The 16,127-nt window shown below is 68.4% G+C and carries 14 protein-coding genes and 6 tRNA genes; 12 read left to right on the forward strand and 8 right to left on the reverse strand.

Annotated elements, in window-relative coordinates; translation table 11 throughout:
• Positions 1 to 6: 6 nt before the first annotated feature.
• From CJ179_RS02855 to CJ179_RS02875, 5 genes are all read right to left on the reverse strand, one after another.
• Positions 7 to 582 (reverse strand): HIT domain-containing protein, encoded by a 576-nt coding sequence (locus CJ179_RS02855; RefSeq protein ID WP_072942269.1) that lies wholly within the window; start codon positions 580 to 582, stop codon positions 7 to 9.
• A gap of 5 nt (positions 583 to 587) precedes the next feature.
• A complete protein-coding gene (gene thrS, locus CJ179_RS02860) occupies positions 588 to 2,645 on the reverse strand; it encodes a threonine--tRNA ligase (protein WP_072942271.1) in 2,058 nt (685 codons plus the stop codon).
• Positions 2,646 to 2,740: 95 nt separating this feature from the next.
• A complete protein-coding gene (locus CJ179_RS02865; protein WP_072942273.1) occupies positions 2,741 to 3,166 on the reverse strand; it encodes a TIGR02611 family protein in 426 nt (141 codons plus the stop codon).
• 77 nt (positions 3,167 to 3,243) lie between these two features.
• On the reverse strand, positions 3,244 to 4,446 hold the full coding sequence (locus CJ179_RS02870) for an RtcB family protein (protein ID WP_072942275.1): 1,203 nt from the start codon (positions 4,444 to 4,446) through the stop codon (positions 3,244 to 3,246).
• Between the two features lie 155 nt (positions 4,447 to 4,601).
• Positions 4,602 to 4,673 (reverse strand) — tRNA-Val (locus CJ179_RS02875).
• Between the two features lie 252 nt (positions 4,674 to 4,925).
• Between CJ179_RS02875 and CJ179_RS02880 the strand changes: the two genes are divergently transcribed.
• The 5 genes from CJ179_RS02880 to CJ179_RS02900 all read left to right on the forward strand — a co-directional run bounded on the left by CJ179_RS02880 (position 4,926) and on the right by CJ179_RS02900 (position 5,410).
• A tRNA-Gly gene (locus CJ179_RS02880) sits at positions 4,926 to 4,998 on the forward strand.
• 24 nt (positions 4,999 to 5,022) lie between these two features.
• Positions 5,023 to 5,093: transfer RNA gene (locus CJ179_RS02885), tRNA-Cys, on the forward strand.
• A gap of 1 nt (position 5,094) precedes the next feature.
• Positions 5,095 to 5,166 (forward strand) — tRNA-Val (locus CJ179_RS02890).
• Positions 5,167 to 5,246: 80 nt separating this feature from the next.
• Positions 5,247 to 5,319 (forward strand) — tRNA-Gly (locus tag CJ179_RS02895).
• Between the two features lie 16 nt (positions 5,320 to 5,335).
• A tRNA-Val gene (locus CJ179_RS02900) sits at positions 5,336 to 5,410 on the forward strand.
• Between the two features lie 70 nt (positions 5,411 to 5,480).
• Here CJ179_RS02900 and CJ179_RS02905 read toward each other — a convergent pair.
• Positions 5,481 to 5,969, reverse strand: coding sequence for a 2-isopropylmalate synthase (locus CJ179_RS02905; RefSeq protein ID WP_072942277.1), 489 nt, complete (start codon positions 5,967 to 5,969; stop codon positions 5,481 to 5,483).
• Between the two features lie 441 nt (positions 5,970 to 6,410).
• On the opposite strand from CJ179_RS02905, the gene CJ179_RS02910 reads away from it, so the two are divergent.
• From CJ179_RS02910 to CJ179_RS02920, 3 genes are read left to right on the forward strand one after another with little or no spacing between them, the layout of a single operon-like run.
• On the forward strand, positions 6,411 to 7,631 hold the full coding sequence (locus CJ179_RS02910; RefSeq protein WP_095860663.1) for an MFS transporter: 1,221 nt from the start codon (positions 6,411 to 6,413) through the stop codon (positions 7,629 to 7,631).
• Positions 7,632 to 7,653: 22 nt separating this feature from the next.
• Positions 7,654 to 7,995, forward strand: a complete 342-nt coding sequence (locus CJ179_RS02915) for a hypothetical protein (RefSeq protein ID WP_072942280.1) — start codon at positions 7,654 to 7,656, stop codon at positions 7,993 to 7,995.
• Positions 7,992 to 8,522 (forward strand): GNAT family N-acetyltransferase, encoded by a 531-nt coding sequence (locus CJ179_RS02920; protein ID WP_072942281.1) that lies wholly within the window; start codon positions 7,992 to 7,994, stop codon positions 8,520 to 8,522. The genes CJ179_RS02915 and CJ179_RS02920 overlap by 4 nt, the downstream gene beginning before the upstream one ends.
• Before the next feature lie 8 nt (positions 8,523 to 8,530).
• On the opposite strand, the gene zapE is transcribed toward CJ179_RS02920, so the two are convergent.
• Complete coding sequence (zapE, locus tag CJ179_RS02925) at positions 8,531 to 9,547, reverse strand: cell division protein ZapE (protein ID WP_095860664.1); 1,017 nt, start codon at positions 9,545 to 9,547, stop codon at positions 8,531 to 8,533.
• A 34-nt stretch (positions 9,548 to 9,581) separates the two neighbouring features.
• On the opposite strand from zapE, the gene CJ179_RS02930 reads away from it, so the two are divergent.
• Genes CJ179_RS02930 through msrB form a run of 4 tightly spaced genes read left to right on the forward strand, consistent with a single transcriptional unit; the run spans position 9,582 to position 13,815 of the window.
• Positions 9,582 to 10,370 (forward strand): pyrimidine reductase family protein, encoded by a 789-nt coding sequence (locus tag CJ179_RS02930; protein WP_072942455.1) that lies wholly within the window; start codon positions 9,582 to 9,584, stop codon positions 10,368 to 10,370.
• 14 nt (positions 10,371 to 10,384) lie between these two features.
• Entirely contained in the window at positions 10,385 to 11,950 is a 1,566-nt protein-coding gene (locus CJ179_RS02935) for an alpha/beta hydrolase (protein ID WP_083395547.1), read from the forward strand.
• A 34-nt stretch (positions 11,951 to 11,984) separates the two neighbouring features.
• Positions 11,985 to 13,319 (forward strand): glycosyltransferase family 87 protein, encoded by a 1,335-nt coding sequence (locus tag CJ179_RS02940; RefSeq protein WP_095860665.1) that lies wholly within the window; start codon positions 11,985 to 11,987, stop codon positions 13,317 to 13,319.
• Positions 13,320 to 13,377: 58 nt separating this feature from the next.
• Positions 13,378 to 13,815, forward strand: coding sequence for a peptide-methionine (R)-S-oxide reductase MsrB (gene msrB, locus CJ179_RS02945; protein ID WP_072942286.1), 438 nt, complete (start codon positions 13,378 to 13,380; stop codon positions 13,813 to 13,815).
• Here the strand turns inward: msrB and CJ179_RS02950 are convergent.
• Positions 13,775 to 16,123, reverse strand: coding sequence for a molybdopterin-dependent oxidoreductase (locus CJ179_RS02950; protein WP_095860666.1), 2,349 nt, complete (start codon positions 16,121 to 16,123; stop codon positions 13,775 to 13,777). The genes msrB and CJ179_RS02950 overlap by 41 nt on opposite strands.
• Between the last annotated feature and the right edge of the window lie 4 nt (positions 16,124 to 16,127).

The raw sequence follows: 16,127 nt of genomic DNA on the forward strand, positions 1-16,127 counted from the left end.
ATCGCGTCATTCATTCCAGGCCTTCGCCAGCAGCCCCCGGGTCTCGCGCAGCAATTGCGGCATGACCTTGACCCCGGCGAGGACCGTGATGAAGTTCGCGTCTCCGCCCCAGCGCGGAACGATGTGCTGATGCAGGTGCTCGGCGAGCGAACCACCCGCCGCCGCACCGAGATTGAGGCCGACGTTGAAACCGTCCGGCCGCGACACCCGCTTGATCACGCGCAGCGCCTGCTGTGTGAACGACATCAGCTCGGCGCTTTCCTCTTCCGTCAGGTCCTCGAGCGCCGCGACCTTGCGGTAGGGCACCACCATCAGGTGCCCCGGGTTGTACGGGTACAGGTTGAGCACCGCGTACACGTGCTCCCCGCGGGCGACGATCAGCCCGTCCTCGTCGTCCATCTTCGGGATGTCGATGAACGGCTCGTTCGGGGTGTCCCGCGACTTCGGCGTCTCGGCGATGTACGACATGCGGTGCGGCGACCAGATCCGCTGAAGGTGATCGGGCTCGCCGGGGCCGCGGTCGACCAGGCGGCCGGGGCCGCCGAGCATCTCGTCGGCCGTCAGGTCGTCACCTCCGGTCATGTGCGTCACCCTTCCTGACCGGATTGCAGCAGTTCCGCGGTCGGCGAGGCGTTCTCGCGGCGGCCGATCCACTCGGTGACGATGCGCACGGCGTCGTCCACGGACACCCCGTTGACCTGGGTGCCGTCGCGGAATCGGAAGCTTACGGCGCCGGCTTCGACGTCGCGCGCACCCGCCAGCAGCATGAACGGCACCTTCTGCGCCGTGTGGTTGAAGATCTTCTTCTGCATGCGGTCGTCGCTCGCGTCGACCTCGGCGCGGACACCGGCGGCCTTCAGCCGCTTCACCACGTCGAAGAGGTGATCGGCGAACGTCTCGGCCACCGGGATGCCGACCACCTGGACGGGCGCCAGCCAGGCGGGGAACGCACCCGCGTAGTGCTCGGTGAGCACACCGAAGAACCGTTCGATGGAGCCGAACAGGGCCCGGTGGATCATCACCGGCCGCTGCTTGGTGCCGTCGTTGGCGGTGTATTCGAGGTCGAACCGCTCGGGCAGGTTGAAGTCGAGCTGAATGGTCGACATCTGCCAGGTGCGCCCCAGGGCGTCCTGCACCTGCACCGAGATCTTCGGGCCGTAGAACGCGGCGCCACCCGGATCGGGAACGAGGTTCAGCCCCGACGACTCCGCGACCTCGGCCAGCGTCGCCGTCGCTTCCTCCCACACGGCGTCGTCGCCGACGAACTTGTCCGGGTTCTTGGTGGACAGCTCGAGGTAGAAGTCGTCCAGTCCGTAGTCCTTCAGCAGGCCGAGGACGAACTGCAGGGTGGTCGCCAGTTCGTCGCGCATCTGCTCGCGGGTGCAGTAGATGTGCGCGTCGTCCTGCGTCATGCCCCGCACGCGGGTCAGTCCGTGGACGACACCCGACTTCTCGTACCGGTACACCGAACCGAACTCGAAGAGCCGCAACGGCAGTTCGCGGTACGACCGTCCGCGGGACCGGAAGATGAGGTTGTGCATCGGGCAGTTCATCGGCTTGAGGTAGTAGTCCTGGCCCGGCTTGCGCACGGTGCCGTCCTCGTTCAGTTCCTCGTCGATGTGCATCGCGGGGAACATGCCGTCGCGGTACCAGTCCAGGTGACCCGACACCTCGTAGAGGTGGCCCTTGGTGATGTGGGGGGTGTTGACGAACTCGTACCCCTCCTCGACGTGGCGCTTGCGGGAGTAGTCCTCCATCTCGGTGCGGATGATCCCGCCCCGGGGATGGAACACGGGCAGTCCCGAGCCGAGCTCGTCGGGGAAGCTGAACAGGTCGAGTTCCGACCCCAGTTTGCGGTGGTCGCGGCGCTCGGCCTCGGCGAGCAGTTCCAGGTGCTGCTCCTGCGCCTCCGCCGACTCCCACGCGGTGCCGTAGATGCGCTGGAGGTCGGCGTTGTCCTGGTTGCCGCGCCAGTACGCCGCCGAGCTGCGGGTGAGCTTGAACGCGGGGATGTGCTTGGTGGTGGGAATGTGCGGGCCGCGGCACAGGTCACCCCACACCTTCTCGCCGGTCCGCGGGTCCAGGTTGTCGTAGATGGTGAGCTCGTTGCCGCCCACCTCCATGATCTCCGGATCGTCGATTCCCGACTTGTCGTCGATGAGTTCGAGCTTGAAGGGCTCGTTCGCCAGTTCGGCGCGGGCCTCCTCCAGCGAATCGACGACGCGGCGCGAGAACCGCTGTGATCCCTTGACGATCTTCTTCATCCGCTTCTCGAGGTTCGCGAGGTCCTCGGGAGTGAAGGGGCGTTCGACGGCGAAGTCGTAGTAGAAGCCGTCCTTGATCGGCGGGCCGATGCCGAGTTTGGCCTCGGGGAATTCCTGCTGGACAGCCTGCGCGAGCACGTGCGCCGCCGAGTGGCGGATGACGCTGCGGCCGTCGTCGGTGTTCGCCGCGACCGGTTCGACCTCGACGTCGGCGTCGGGCACCCAGGACAGGTCCTTGAGCTGGCCCTCGGCGTCACGGACCACGACGACGACGTCCGGGCCCTTGCTGGGGTAGCCGGCCTCCCGAACCGCTGTACCGGCCGTCGTCCCCGCGGGCACCCGGACGAGGGTGGCTGGGGCGGCGGATGCGGGGGTGCTCACGGCGATGTTCTCCTAGGTGAGGTGTGCGGTGCAGACATGGTGAATGTGCCAGCCCATGTTATCGGCCCAGCAGTGACACCCAATCATGCGTCCGGCTAGAGCGGGCTCTCCAGCCACGGGTAGTCGAGGCCGATCCACGTCCCGACGAGCCCGAACGTCCCGAGCAACCACAGCGTGGCGAGGACGACGGCACACGTCAGCAGCGCGCCCGCCCCCTTGACCACCAGCGACTGCCGCGAGAACCAGTCCATGAACTTGTCGTAGCGCTGCCGCGCGTAGTGCAGCAACCGGTGCGCCCACGCGAACTCGGACGCGAGGATTCCGAGCCCCGCGAATACGATCAGCCACCCGGGGCCGGGGTACGGGATCGCGACGATCCCGGCGGCGAGCACGAGAACGCCGATCACCCCCACCACGATGCGGTACGCCAGGTTGAGGCTCGGGCGCGCGGCGACGTGTGCCCGCCACCGGCGCCAGCGGCTCTCCGCTTCCTGGAACGGGGACAGATCCGAGTCGTCCACATCCCCGTTCTCGGGCGCGGGTCCCGGTCGAGCTTCTCTGCTGGTCACCAGTCCACCCTACCGACCGCGACCTGCGGTCACCCCTTCACACAGACGACCTGCCGCAGGTGTGCCACGACCTCGACGAGATCGGCCTGCGCTTCGATCACCTGCTCGATGTCCTTGTAGGCGCCGGGGATCTCGTCGATCACGCCGGCGTCCTTGCGCGACTCGACGCCGGACGTCTGCCGCACCAGGTCGTCGACGGTGAACCTCTTCTTCGCCTTGGTGCGGCTCATCGTCCGTCCCGCCCCGTGCGACGCCGAATTGAACGACAACTCGGAGCCCAGGCCCCGCACCACGTAGGAACCGGTGCCCATCGACCCGGGGATGAGTCCGAGATCACCCCGGCCCGCCCGGATCGCGCCCTTACGCGTGACGAGCATCGGCTCGCCGTCGACGATCTCCTCCGACACATAGTTGTGGTGACAGGAGATCGGCTCGTCGAAGCGCACCGTCCTGCCGGGCAGGGACTGCCGGAAGGCCTGCATCACCAACGTGAGCATGACGGCACGGTTCCGGGCCGCGTATTCCTGCGCCCACGTCAGGTCGTGGCGGTACGCGTCCATCTCCTTGCTGCCTGCGAGGAACACCGCGAGATCGCGATCGACCAGCCGCTGGTTGTGCGGCAGGGCCCGCGCCACCGCGATGTGCCGCTCCGCCAGCTCCTTACCGATGTTGCGTGACCCGGAGTGCAGCATCAGCCAGACCTCGTCGGCGTCCGACAGGCACACCTCGATGAAGTGGTTGCCGCCGCCGAGGGTGCCGATCTGCTTCATCGCCCGCGACTCCCGGGACTGCACGCCGGAATGCAGGTCGCCGAACTCCTGCCAGAAGCGGTGCCACCCCTTCTTCACTCCCCCGGCATCCGTACCCAGCGCGCCGACGTTCACCGAGTGCTCGTGCATGGCGAAACCGACGGGCACCGCCCGCTCGATGTGCGACCTCATCGACCGCAGGCTGTCGGGCAGGTCGCCCGCGGTCACATCGGTCCGGACCGCCGTCATTCCGCAGCCGATGTCGACGCCGACCGCCGCGGGGGCGACCGCCGCCCGCATCGCGATGACGGAACCGACCGTCGCGCCCTTGCCCACGTGGACGTCGGGCATGACGCGGACCCCGTGCACCCACGGCAGGTCCGCCATGTTCCGCAGCTGCTGCAACGCCGCCTGCTCGATGGTCTGCTCCTCCGCCCACATCAATGTCGGCGCGGTGGTGCCTTCCAGCCTCACGGGGAACATGGGACTTCAATCCTTCGGTAGCGGATCACCCGGGAAATTTCGGCCGGCTCAGTTCATTGTCCGTCGCGCCGGAGAGTGGCAACAACCGATTTTCCGAGTGCGCACACGAAAAAGAAGAGGCCGTTTCCGATTTCGGAAACGACCTCTTCTCTCGGTGGTCCCGGCTGGGATCGAACCAGCGACCTTCCCGGTGTGAACGGGACGCTCTTCCACTGAGCCACGGGACCGAGGCGCGCCAGACACTCGCGCTCGAACGAGTTGGAACATTAACAGACCCGGCGGCCGAACGAAAATCACCCCGATGGGATTCGTGTGGGATTCGTGCCGGACCCCGCATGCGGCGCGCCCGCGACCCGGTCCCGTTCACACGCAGTTCACCGTCTGATGCCTTGACCTGCAGATTTGTAACTATCGCGGATGGTCGGCTAATGTTCTCAACCGCACCACGGAGAACATTCTCCGCGAGTTACACGGTGCATGCGGACGTGGCGCAGCTGGTAGCGCACAACCTTGCCAAGGTTGGGGTCGCGGGTTCGAATCCCGTCGTCCGCTCGAGAGGTTGGACTCAACCTTTACGGTGGAGTGGCCGAGTGGTGAGGCAACGGCCTGCAAAGCCGTGCACACGGGTTCGATTCCCGTCTCCACCTCGCGCGATTAGCTCAGCGGGAGAGCGCTTCCCTGACACGGAAGAGGTCACTGGTTCAATCCCAGTATCGCGCACCGAGATAGATGCTAGATGCTCGACTGTTAGATGTTTGACTTGCTCGACAGTGACGGCCCCGCAAGGGGCCTTCACGAATGCGGACGTGGCGCAGCTGGTAGCGCACAACCTTGCCAAGGTTGGGGTCGCGGGTTCGAATCCCGTCGTCCGCTCTCTTTTTTCCGTCCCGCGCGATTAGCTCAGCGGGAGAGCGCTTCCCTGACACGGAAGAGGTCACTGGTTCAATCCCAGTATCGCGCACCATTTCGCGTTCAACAGAACAGTTCACGACGTGCGGCCCCGGTCACAGACCGGGGCCGCACGTCGTTGTGCGTCAGGCGGGCCGGAGCCGGTTGGCGCCGGAGATCATCGCCCGCAGAGTCGATTCCGTGCCGGACTCCCCGATTCCCATCGCCCAGAGCCGGATGCCGGCACTCTCACACAGCAGGAAGGTCGCTGTGCGGTGCCCGATCTCGTGCTGATGGAAAGACAGGATCTCCATCGCACACCCCGCGTCGTACAGCATCGAGGTCATGGCGGCGACGGGGCCGGGCGCGCTCGCACCGGTCTTGCAGATCGATTCGCCGATGCCGAGGGTAGCTTCGAAATCCCACATTCCGGGTCCGGTCTTCGTTTCCGACCAGCTACCCAGGCGGAACGGGCCGTTGGACGGCGCGTAGACGGTGTCGAACGCCTTCCAGGCCATTCCGGCGGCCTCGGTGCGGAGTTCCGACGGCAGCGACTTGCCGTGGCGGGCGGCGAACGGGTCGGCGGCCGGTGCCGACGAGGGAAAGGTCGAAGCGAAAGAAGTGTTGGCGCTCATTCTCGTGGTCTTCCTGAAAGGAGGGAGGACCAACGCGTAGCTCAACGACCCGCAGCGAGGGGTCGGTCCGTATCAGACCCCGCTACGGCGGAGAACTACGAGGATGCGCTGCATGGAGGACACTGTAAGCGACAACCGTCCGCCGAGACAACCCCGGTGCGTGCGGTAGTGCCGGCGACGGTCGGGTGACGAAATCGTTACCCCTGCTTCTGGAACGTGAGGAATTCCTCATGTATCGTCGAACTTGCCATCCACCCCCCCGATGGCAATGAGCCCCAGCCATGACCCCCCATCCAAGGCTGGGGCTCAGTCTTGTTCCGGGCACCTCACCGACCGTCGCTTTCGGACATATCGCCCGCCGATCCGGAGAACGCTGCGCATCCCCGCAAAGTATTGGACACTCGTCCAATCATCGGATGTCCACGATCGAAGGCCGGCCCCATGACGGATCCACCACGCGCGGAAGTGTCCACCGACCACCGATCGGCACGGATCGCCGCCGCGGCCGCCTTCGGACTGCAGGGTTTTCTCCTCGCAGCCGTCCTCACCCAGCTGCCGCAGTACCAGGACCGATTCGGGTTCGACGACACGGTCATCGTGGTCGCCGTCGTGACCGTGTCCCTCATCGCCGGGGCGGGCAGCATCCTCGCCGAGCACCTGGCCCGCCGATTCTCCAGCAGGACGGCACTGCAACTCGGGCTCGCGACGATCGCGGCCGCAGGCGGGGTGCTCGGTTTCAGCCCGAACACCGCCGCCTTCTTCGTCTGCCTGTCCGCGTACGGGGCCGGACTCGGCATCGTCGACGCCGCCGCCAACATGCAGGCGGTGACGATCCAGCACGCCTACGGCCGCTTCATCCTGTCGTCGTTCCACGCGGTGTGGAGTGTCGGCGCCATTGCGGGCGCGCTCTTCGTCGCCGCGACGTCGGCACTCGGCGTGGGTGTCGCCGCCGCCCAGCTGACGGCGGCGTTCGTCGTGACCGCCGGTCTGGCCGGTTGCGGGCCCCGGCTCCTCCGCCGCCGGGAACCGGCGGGCACCGCCGCACCGGCGACCGGCCCTGTGGCCGTTCCGGTTCCGATCCGCGCCCTGCTCGCACTCGGTACCGCGATGGCGTTGTTCTATGCCATCGATTTCGGTGTCGCGAACTGGTCCGCGCTGTACGTCAGGAATGTGCTGCTCGCGGATGCGGGCACCGCTGCGCTGGCCCTGGCCGCGTACCAGTGCGCGGCCCTGGTGTCGCGGCTCAGCGGCGACTTCTGGGTCTCGAAGTACGGCGAGATCGCCGTCGTCCGTGCAGGTTCGGCGGTCGGTGTCGCCGGAATGGCGGTCGTCGTGTTCGCCGGGTCCCCGGCCGTCGCCATCGGAGGATTCCTCGTCGTGGGCCTCGGTGTCCCGGTCGTCGCTCCCCTGTGCTTCAGCGCCGCCGGACGACTGGCGCCCGCCGGACAGGTCGACGACGTCGTGGCGCGGATCAACCTGTTCAACTACGCGGGAACCCTCGTGGGCGGAGCGATCATCGGCGGCGTCGCCGCCGCGACCAGCCTGCGGATCGGGTTCGTGGTCCCGCTCCTGTTCGCGGTCGGGCTCCTGCTCCTCGCGCCCGCGTTCGCCCCGGACCGGGACCGCGACGAGCAATCCGAGTGGGCCCCCGATCGCGACTGACAGCAGATGTTCTACTTAGGTCATGCCGACTTGGGGATGGTTCGTGATCGCGGTGGGAAACGTCTACATCGCGGTTCTGGTCTCGTCGCGGTCCTGTCGTGGCGGCTCGCACACCCCACCCGACCTGCACCCCGCATCGACGTGGCGGCAACTCGACGACGCCACCCGGGACGAGGTGACGTGCCTCCTGGACCGGGGCCGGACCACCGAGGCGATCAAGCTTCTCGTCGCACGGGACGGAATCGGCGTGCGGCACGCGAAGGCCACGGTCGAGTACGGCCGGACCGTTGCGGCGGCCGGCCTGCTGCGGGACAGTACGGGGATGACACTTCGGGAAGCGAAGGACGCGGTGGATCAGCTGTGACTGTCGAAATCGACCCGGCGGGAATCTGGGATTCCGAAGCGATCGCCGACGTCGCCGCGGCGACGTTCCCCCTCGCGTGCCCGCCCGGGGCGACGCAGGACGACATCGCCACGTTCATCGACGACGTGCTGTCCGCCGAGCGGTTCTCCGAGTACCTCACCGACCCCGACCGCACCGTCCTCAAGGTCACGCACGGCGGGGCGATCGTCGGCTACGCGATGCTGATCGACGGGGAACCCGCCGACCCGGACGTCGGCAGGGTCGTGACCCTGCGGCCGACCACCGAGATCAGCAAGCTGTATGTGCTGCCCGGCAATCACGGGACCGGTGTCGCGTCCGCGCTGATGGATGCGATCGTCGAACGCGCGGTCGCGGCGGGGTGCGCCGGGCTGTGGCTGGGCGTGAACCAGGAGAACGTGCGAGCCCAGCGCTTCTACGCGAAGCACGGATTCGCGCAGGTCGGAACGAAGACGTTCGTCGTCGGCACCCAGCTGCACCACGATTTCGTGATGCAGCGGGCGCTGTAGCGGCCGGGTCAGCTCGCCGCGACCTCGAAACGCGAGAGCGCCAGCAGGCGCGACGTGGCACGCAGATACTTCTTCCGGTACCCGCCGGCCAGCATCTCGGGGGTGAAGATCGCGTCGAGCTTGGCCCCGGCCACGGTGACCGGGATGCTCGCGTCGTAGAGGCGGTCGGCGAGGACCACCAGCCGCAGCGCGACCGACTGGTCCTCGGCGGGGTGGACGCCGTCCAGGAACACGGCCGGAATACCCGCGACCAGCTTGTTGTAGCGGGACGGGTGCAGCGTGCTGAGGTGCTTGCACAGCGCGTCGAAGTCGTCGAGCGTGGCGCCGGGGATGCTCTCGGCGCGCTCGGCGAGCTCCTCCGAGGAGATCGGGTCCGGGGCCGGCGGCAGGTCGCGGTGGCGGTAGTCGGGTCCGTCGACGCGGATCGTCTCGAAGATGGAGCCGAGCTTCTTGATCTCCCGCAGGAAGTCCTGTGCAGCGAATCGGCCCTCACCGAGCTGGCCGGGCAGCGTGTTCGATGTCGCCACGATGGACACGCCGCGAGCCGACAACTCCGACAGCAGGCGGGAGACCAGCATGGTGTCGCCCGGGTCGTCGAGTTCGAATTCGTCGATGCACAGGACGCTGTGGTCGGACAGCTGCTCGACGGCCTTGTTGAAGCCGAGGGCGCCGACGACGTGCGTCAACTCCACGAACGTGCCGAACGCCTTGGGCGACGGGACGCTGTGGAAGATCGAGGCCAGGAGGTGGGTCTTGCCGACGCCGAAGCCGCCGTCGAGGTAGAGACCGGCACCGGTGGCCGGCGTCTTCTTCCCGAACAGGCCGCGTCGACCGCCGCTGCGGATCTTCACGACCTTCTTCGCGAACTCCTCCGCCTTCTGGACCGCGGCGGCCTGGCTGGGTTCTGCGGGATCGGGAATGTACGACGCGAAGCTCACCTCGCCGAACATGGCCGGGGGCACCATCTGAGCTACCAACTGATCAGCGGGGACCACGGGGCTGCGATCGACAAGACGTGCATGCATACAAGCAGGGTATCCACGTGTTGTGATCACCAACATGCACCGTGTACATATTGCGACATTTTTCACACCGGACCGCCCGCCCGTCCGGGAGGAGTCCAGCGAATCGGCCGCGAACACGCTGCGCGAACTGTATGCCTACCCGGCGGAGACCCCTCGACCGTGGATCCGCGTCAACTTCGTGAGCAGCATCGACGGCGCCGTCTCGGTCGACGGGGTCAGCGGGGCGCTCGGCACCCCCGCGGACGCACTGGTCTTCGCAACCCTGCGGGAGTTGGCCGACGTCGTCCTGGTCGGGGCCGGAACCGTCCGGGCGGAGAACTACGGCGGGGCGCGCGTGGGCGCCGAGGGCAGGCGTCGCCGGGTGGCCTCGGGGATGCCGGAGGTCCCGCCGATCGCCGTCCTGTCCGCCCGCGCCCACCTCGACCCGCAGGCCCGCCTGTTCACGGACACCGAGGTGGCCCCGATCGTCGTCACGTGCGCGGACGCGGACCCGGCGCGGATCCGCGCCCTCACCGACGCGGGCGCCCGGATCGTCACCGCCGGCGACGGGCAGATCACCAGTGAAGGACTGCTCGCGGCGCTGGACGACCTCGGACTCCGGCGGGTGCTCTGTGAGGGCGGCCCGAGCCTGTTCGGGCAGCTGATCGCGGACGACGCCGTCGACGAGGTCTGCCTGACCACGGCGCCGGTGCTCGCCGGGGGAACCGCCGGTCGCGTCGCGACCGCACCGAATGCCCGGATCACCTCGATGACTCCCGCGCACATCCTCACCGACACCGATGGCACCGTCCTCACCCGATGGGTGCGGATGCCCCGCCCGTAGGGGAACCTGGCAGGGTGGTCGCCATGCGCAGATCGGTGTTGCTCGCAATGGTTCTCGTGGTGTGCACCGCGTGCGGAGCCGGACCGTCCAACCGTCCGCACGTGGCAGTCGAGCGCGAGGGCGGCGGCAGCGAACCCACCGCGACCGAGAGCGAGAACCCCGACGCTGCCCCGCCCGTGCTGCAGACCCCGAAGAACGACGTGGCGTGGACGGACTGCACGCAGAGCACGCTCGGCGCCCTGGGCCCGGGCACGACACCCCCTGCCGGGCTCATCTTCGAATGCGGCTCCTACGAGGCGGCCGTCGACGAGAGCGGCACCCTGCCCGGGACCTTCACGATGGGCGCGATGCGGGCGCGGCTCGCGGACACCCCCGAGAACGCGGCCCCGCTCGTGCTCACGTCGGGATCGGACCGGTCGTCGACCGCGACGCTCGCGGCGCTGAGCACCGGTGGTCTGACGTCGCTGCTGTCGACGCGTCCGGTGGTCGCGGTGGACCGCCGCGGGATCGCCGCCTCGCAGGAGATCGAGTGCCTCACCCCGGAACTCCGCAGCAGCCTGGCGAATCTCGGGCAGTTCGACCCGGGGACGGGTGACCAGGTCGACAAGGTGACCGCGCTGGGCCGCGACGCCACCATCGCGTGCACCGACTACCTGCAGCCGCAGGAACTCGCGTTCGACAGCACCCACGCCGCCGACGACATCGAGGAACTGCGCCGCACCTGGGACGTCGACGCGCTCGGGATCCTCGCCACCGGCAACGGCAGCGCCGTCGCGCTCAGCTACGCCGCCAAGTACCCCGGCCGGGTCGGCCGGCTCGTCCTCGACTCCCCCGCCGTCACCACGGTGGACGCCGCGACCGTCACGGAGCAGCAGGTGGCGGGTCAGGAGGCGGCGTTCGACGCGTTCGCCCGCCAGTGCACCGCCCTGAACTGCTCTCTCGGCGCCGATCCCCGCGCCGCGGTGACAGACGCCGTCACCCGCGCCGCGAACGGCCAGATCCCGCGGGTCTCCGCGAACGCCCTCCTCACCGCGGTGTCCGGGTCGCTCGCCGCGGCAGGCGGCGACCAGCAGGGCCGTGTCCGCGCCCTGTCGGATGCGGTGTCCGCCGCCCTCGCCGGGAACACGGCGCCGATCCTCGCGGCGATCGCGCAGGCCGAGGCCGCCTACGAGAGCGACGGCCAGTTCATCACCCGCTGCACGGACGGCCAGCAGTGGCCCGCACCCGACCGGGTCCGGGAACTGCAGAAGCTGTGGGGCGAACGGTTCCCGCTGTTCGGCCCGAACGCCGCCGTCGGCCTGCTCACGTGCACGTCCTGGCCCGCGACCGCGCCCCCCGCCCTGCCCGGCGAGCTGACACTGCCGGTCCTGGTGCTCAGCGGCACCGCCGACCCGGTCGTCGGGAACGCCGGGGTGGGGACGGTGACGGGGGCCGTGTCGAGTGCCGGCGCCGCGACGGCGACGCTGACGTGGCACGGCAGCGGCCACCCCGCCACCCATTCGGACTGCGCGCAGAAGTCGATCGTCACCTACGTCACGGACGGGAAGCTGCCGCCGGACGGCAGCGCCTGCCCCGCTTAGCGGAGGTGTTCCGCCCGACACCCACAGGGGGTGCGTGACCGCACGTCAGGGCATCTCGGTGTACCGTGCCGTGGTGTTCCTTCGACAACTCGAACCGCGCACCGGGCGGACTGCCAACGAGGTAATCAACTTCGCGCTGTGGCCGATCGCCGTCATGACCGTGCTGCATCGAGTGGTCGTCAAGGCGGTCAACGGGTACATCACCGACGACTTCCGGCCGGTCTACAACGCAGCGCTGGCCTTCCTCAACGGGCGTCCCGTCTACACCGCCAACTTCAACTGGGTCGATCCGCACTACCTGTATCCGCCGTCCGGGACGCTGCTGATGGCGCCGATCGCGGTGATCGACCCCGAGAAGTCCCGCTGGTTGTTCATCATCGCGAACGCGATCGCCATCGTGATCGCGCTGTACCTGCTGCTGCGGCTGTTCGGCCTGGGATTGAACTCCATCGCGGCCCCGATCCTGCTGCTCGCCACGTTCTCGTCCGAGACCGTCACCAATACCCTGGTCTTCACCAACATCAACGGTCTCGTCCTGCTGGGCGAGATCGCGTTCCTGGTGTTGCTCATGAAGCGCAAGGACATGTGGTCCGGCGTCGCCATCGGGTTGACGTTCGCGGTCAAACCGATCCTCGCCCCACTTCTGCTGCTGCCTCTGGTGCGCGGACAGTGGAAGGTGTTCGTCACCGCGATCGGCATCCCCCTGATCCTCACCGCCGTCGCGTGGCCGCTGTCCGCGGACCCGATGGACTTCGTGCACCACACGGTGCCGTACCTGATGGAGTCGCGCGACTACTTCAACAGCGCGATCGTCGGCAACGGCAAGTATTACGGTCTGCCCACCGGCATGATCTGGGCGCTGCGCGGCGTCTTCGCCGCCATCGTGCTCTCGTCGCTGTGGCTGCTCCACCGCTTCTACCGCCACGACGAACTGTTCTTCGTGGTCACCACGTCCGGGGTTCTGCTGACCGCGTCGTGGCTGCTCGGCTCGCTGGGCCAGATGTACTACTCGATGATGCTGTTCCCGCTCCTGATGTCCGTGGTGCTGAAGAATTCGGTGATGCGGAACTGGCCGGCGTGGCTGGCCGTGTACGGCTTCATGAGCTACGACAGCTGGCTGTCGAGCCGGTTCATCGAGGCCGGCCGGACCGCCGAGTACATGAAGACCACGCTGGGGTGGAGTCTGATGCTCCTCGTGATCTTCGGTGTGCTCACCGTCCGCTACGTCACGGCGCGACGCGAAGGCCGCCTCGACCGGGGCATCGATCCGGCGTTCCTCCTCGAACCGGGCGAGAAGGCCCCCGAGACTCCGCGGGAGCCGGAACCGGACCGGCAGCCGCACATCGAGTCGGCCGCCGCCAAGACGTAGCTCTGTCACACGCCGGGGCCTCACGGCCGGAACCGGCGAAACGTATTAGCGTGGAGCCATGAGTTCGCAGCAGCAGGATCCCACGCAGTCCGCCCCGAAGGTTGCTCTCTCCGACAGCGAGTGGCGCGAGAAACTGACTCCCGAGGAGTACGCGGTGCTGCGCCAGGCCGGCACCGAGCGCCCCTTCGTCGGCGAATACACCGACACCAAGACGGAAGGCGTCTACCACTGCCGGGCCTGTGGCGCCGAACTGTTCCGCAGCACCGAGAAGTTCGAATCGCACTGCGGGTGGCCGTCGTTCTTCGACCCGTCCGACTCGGACGCCGTCATCCTCCGCGAGGACACCTCGCTGGGCATGCGCCGCGTCGAGGTGGTCTGCGCGACGTGCCACAGCCACCTCGGCCACGTCTTCGAGGGCGAGGGCTACCCCACCCCCACCGATCAGCGGTACTGCATCAATTCGATCTCGCTGGTTCTGGAACCGGCCGGCGAATGATCGCGGGCGGATCGAACGCCCGGATCGGCGGCAGCTCGCCGTCGTAGCGTTCGATCTGCACGAGCACGTGCTGGCCCGTGCAGCCGTGGGCGAGTGACGACGTCCCCACGTCCGGGGTCAGCACGTTCGGGTTCCCGTGCACGCAGAGCGAATCCGGGTCGGTCGCGTCCAGCGGGTCGTACCAGGCCCCCGTCGACAGCTGCACCACCGCGCGGCGGACACCCTCGTCCACCACCACACCGGCGAGGCACGCGCCCCGGTCGTTGAACACGCGGACGACGTCGCCGCCGGTCAGTCCGCGGTCGGCGGCGTCGTCCGGATGGATGCGCAGCGGTTCGCGGCCCCGGATCTTCGACTTCTGGCTGGTGCCGCCGTGATCGAGTTGGCTGTGCAGGCGGGTGCGTGGCTGGTTGGCGATCAGATGCAGCGGGAACTGCCGGGCCCGCGGGCCGCCGAGCCACTCCTCCGGCTCGTACCAGCGGGGGTGGCCGGCGCAGTCGTCGTAGCCGAATCCGTCGATGTCCTCGGAGAAGATCTCGATCCGCCCGCTCGGGGTGCCGAGCGGGAACTTCACCGGATCCGCCCGGAAGTCGCCGAACAGAATCAGGTCGTCCTCGGTCCGCATCCGCACGTGGCCCTGCGTCCAGAAGTCGTCGAAACTCGGCGCCGGTCCGCCGTCCGCCCGGACGAAGTCCCGCCACTGCCCGTACAAGTGCTCGAGCCACTGCCCGGACGTGCGGCCCTCGGTGAACTTCTCGCCGACACCCAGTTTCCGGGCGACGGCGGCGAACGTGTCGTAGTCGTCCTGCGCGTCGGCGTACGGCGTCACCGCGGCGTGCATGGCGACGAGCAGCGGATCGTTGCGGGTGCAGCTGATGTCGGCCCGCTCGAGCGACGTGGTGGACGGGACGACGATGTCCGCGTGCCGGGCCATCGGCGTCCAGTAGGGGTCGTGGACGACGATCGTGTCGGGCCGGGCCAGTGCGCGGCGCAGACGCGGAATGTCCTGATGGTGGTGGAACGGGTTGCCGCCCGCCCAGTACAGCATCTTGATGTCCGGGTACGTCAGACGCTGACCGTCGTAGTCGAACGGGGCGCCCGGGTTCAGGAGCATGTCCGAGACCGCGGCCACGGGGATGAAGTCGCGGACCGGGTTCAGACCCTGAGGAAGCGTGGGCAGCGGGTACGGGACCGGGGCGAGCCCGGGCTCGTTCATGGAACCGTAGCCGTGACCGAAACCTCCACCGGGAAGGCCGATCTGGCCCAGCATCGCCGCGAGGGTGACCCCCATCCACGGGGCCTGCTCGCCGTGCCGGACCCGCTGCAGCGACCAGGTGACGGTCACCATCGTCCGGCCCGCCGCCATCCGCCGGGCGAGGGCCACCAGGTCCGGGGCGGCGATGCCGGAGATCTGCTCCGCCCAGGCCGGCGACTTCGGGACACCGTCGGAGCGTCCGAGCAGGTAGTCCTCGAAGCGGTCGTAGCCGACGCAGTGGCTGGCGAGGAACGCCGTGTCGTGCAGGCCTTCCGACGCGAGAACATATGCGAGGGCCAGCATGATCGCGACATCGGTGCCGGGCACCGGCGCATGCCGTTCGGCGACGCCGTGCACGTCGTCGCTCAACGGACTGAACGACACGACGGATCCGCCGCGCCGCCGCAGGGCATCGAGGGCGTCACGGGTGGGGTGGTCGCTGGTGCCGCCGTGATTGACGCCGGTGTTCTTGAGGGGGACGCCGCCGAAGCACACCATGACGTCGGTGTGCTCGGCGATGAGCCTCCAGGACGTGGAGCGGGCGAACATCTTCCAGTGCGTGCCCACCACCCGGGGCATGACGACGCCCGTCGCGCCCAGCGAGTAGCTGTGCACCGAACGGGTGTAGCCGCCGAGGGTGTTCAGGAACCGGTGCACCTGGCTCTGCGCGTGGTGGAACCGGCCCGCGCTGGCCCACCCGTACGAACCGCCGTAGATCGCGCTGTTGCCGTGGGTGTCGACCACCCTGCGCAGTTCGTTCGCCAGCCGCTGGGTCAGCTCCTCCCAGTCGACCGGCACGAACTCGTCGGAGCCGCGGGAGGTGCTCGGTCCCGGGCCGTTCTCGAGCCACCCCCGGCGCACGACCGGACCGGTGATCCGCGCCTTGGTTCGGACCGACCCGGCGAGGTTGCCCAGCACCGGTGACGGGTCGGCGTCACCGGTGTACGGGTGCGCGGCCACGACGTCGCCGTCGGCGACCTCGGCCTCGAACATGCCCCAGTGCGACATGTGCTGGTAGCGGGGCGCCCTGTGGGCCCCGTCGGCGTCACTCATTTCT

Origin of the sequence: Rhodococcus sp. ACS1, from assembly GCF_002300155.1 — a bacterium.
In the GTDB taxonomy this organism is placed as follows: domain Bacteria; phylum Actinomycetota; class Actinomycetes; order Mycobacteriales; family Mycobacteriaceae; genus Rhodococcus_F; species Rhodococcus_F koreensis.

What these genes read in the sequence shown, in the direction of transcription:
- CJ179_RS02855 (WP_072942269.1), bottom strand. Translation starts at nt 582, where the DNA reads ATGACCGGAGGTGACGACCTGACGGCCGACGAGATGCTCGGCGGCCCC.
- msrB (WP_072942286.1), top strand. Translation starts at nt 13,378, where the DNA reads ATGAGTTCGCAGCAGCAGGATCCCACGCAGTCCGCCCCGAAGGTTGCT.
- CJ179_RS02950 (WP_095860666.1), bottom strand. Translation starts at nt 16,123, where the DNA reads ATGAGTGACGCCGACGGGGCCCACAGGGCGCCCCGCTACCAGCACATG.
- CJ179_RS02905 (WP_072942277.1), bottom strand. Translation starts at nt 5,969, where the DNA reads ATGAGCGCCAACACTTCTTTCGCTTCGACCTTTCCCTCGTCGGCACCG.
- CJ179_RS02915 (WP_072942280.1), top strand. Translation starts at nt 7,654, where the DNA reads ATGCCGACTTGGGGATGGTTCGTGATCGCGGTGGGAAACGTCTACATC.
- CJ179_RS02930 (WP_072942455.1), top strand. Translation starts at nt 9,582, where the DNA reads ATGCACCGTGTACATATTGCGACATTTTTCACACCGGACCGCCCGCCC.
- CJ179_RS02870 (WP_072942275.1), bottom strand. Translation starts at nt 4,446, where the DNA reads ATGTTCCCCGTGAGGCTGGAAGGCACCACCGCGCCGACATTGATGTGG.
- zapE (WP_095860664.1), bottom strand. Translation starts at nt 9,547, where the DNA reads ATGCATGCACGTCTTGTCGATCGCAGCCCCGTGGTCCCCGCTGATCAG.
- CJ179_RS02910 (WP_095860663.1), top strand. Translation starts at nt 6,411, where the DNA reads ATGACGGATCCACCACGCGCGGAAGTGTCCACCGACCACCGATCGGCA.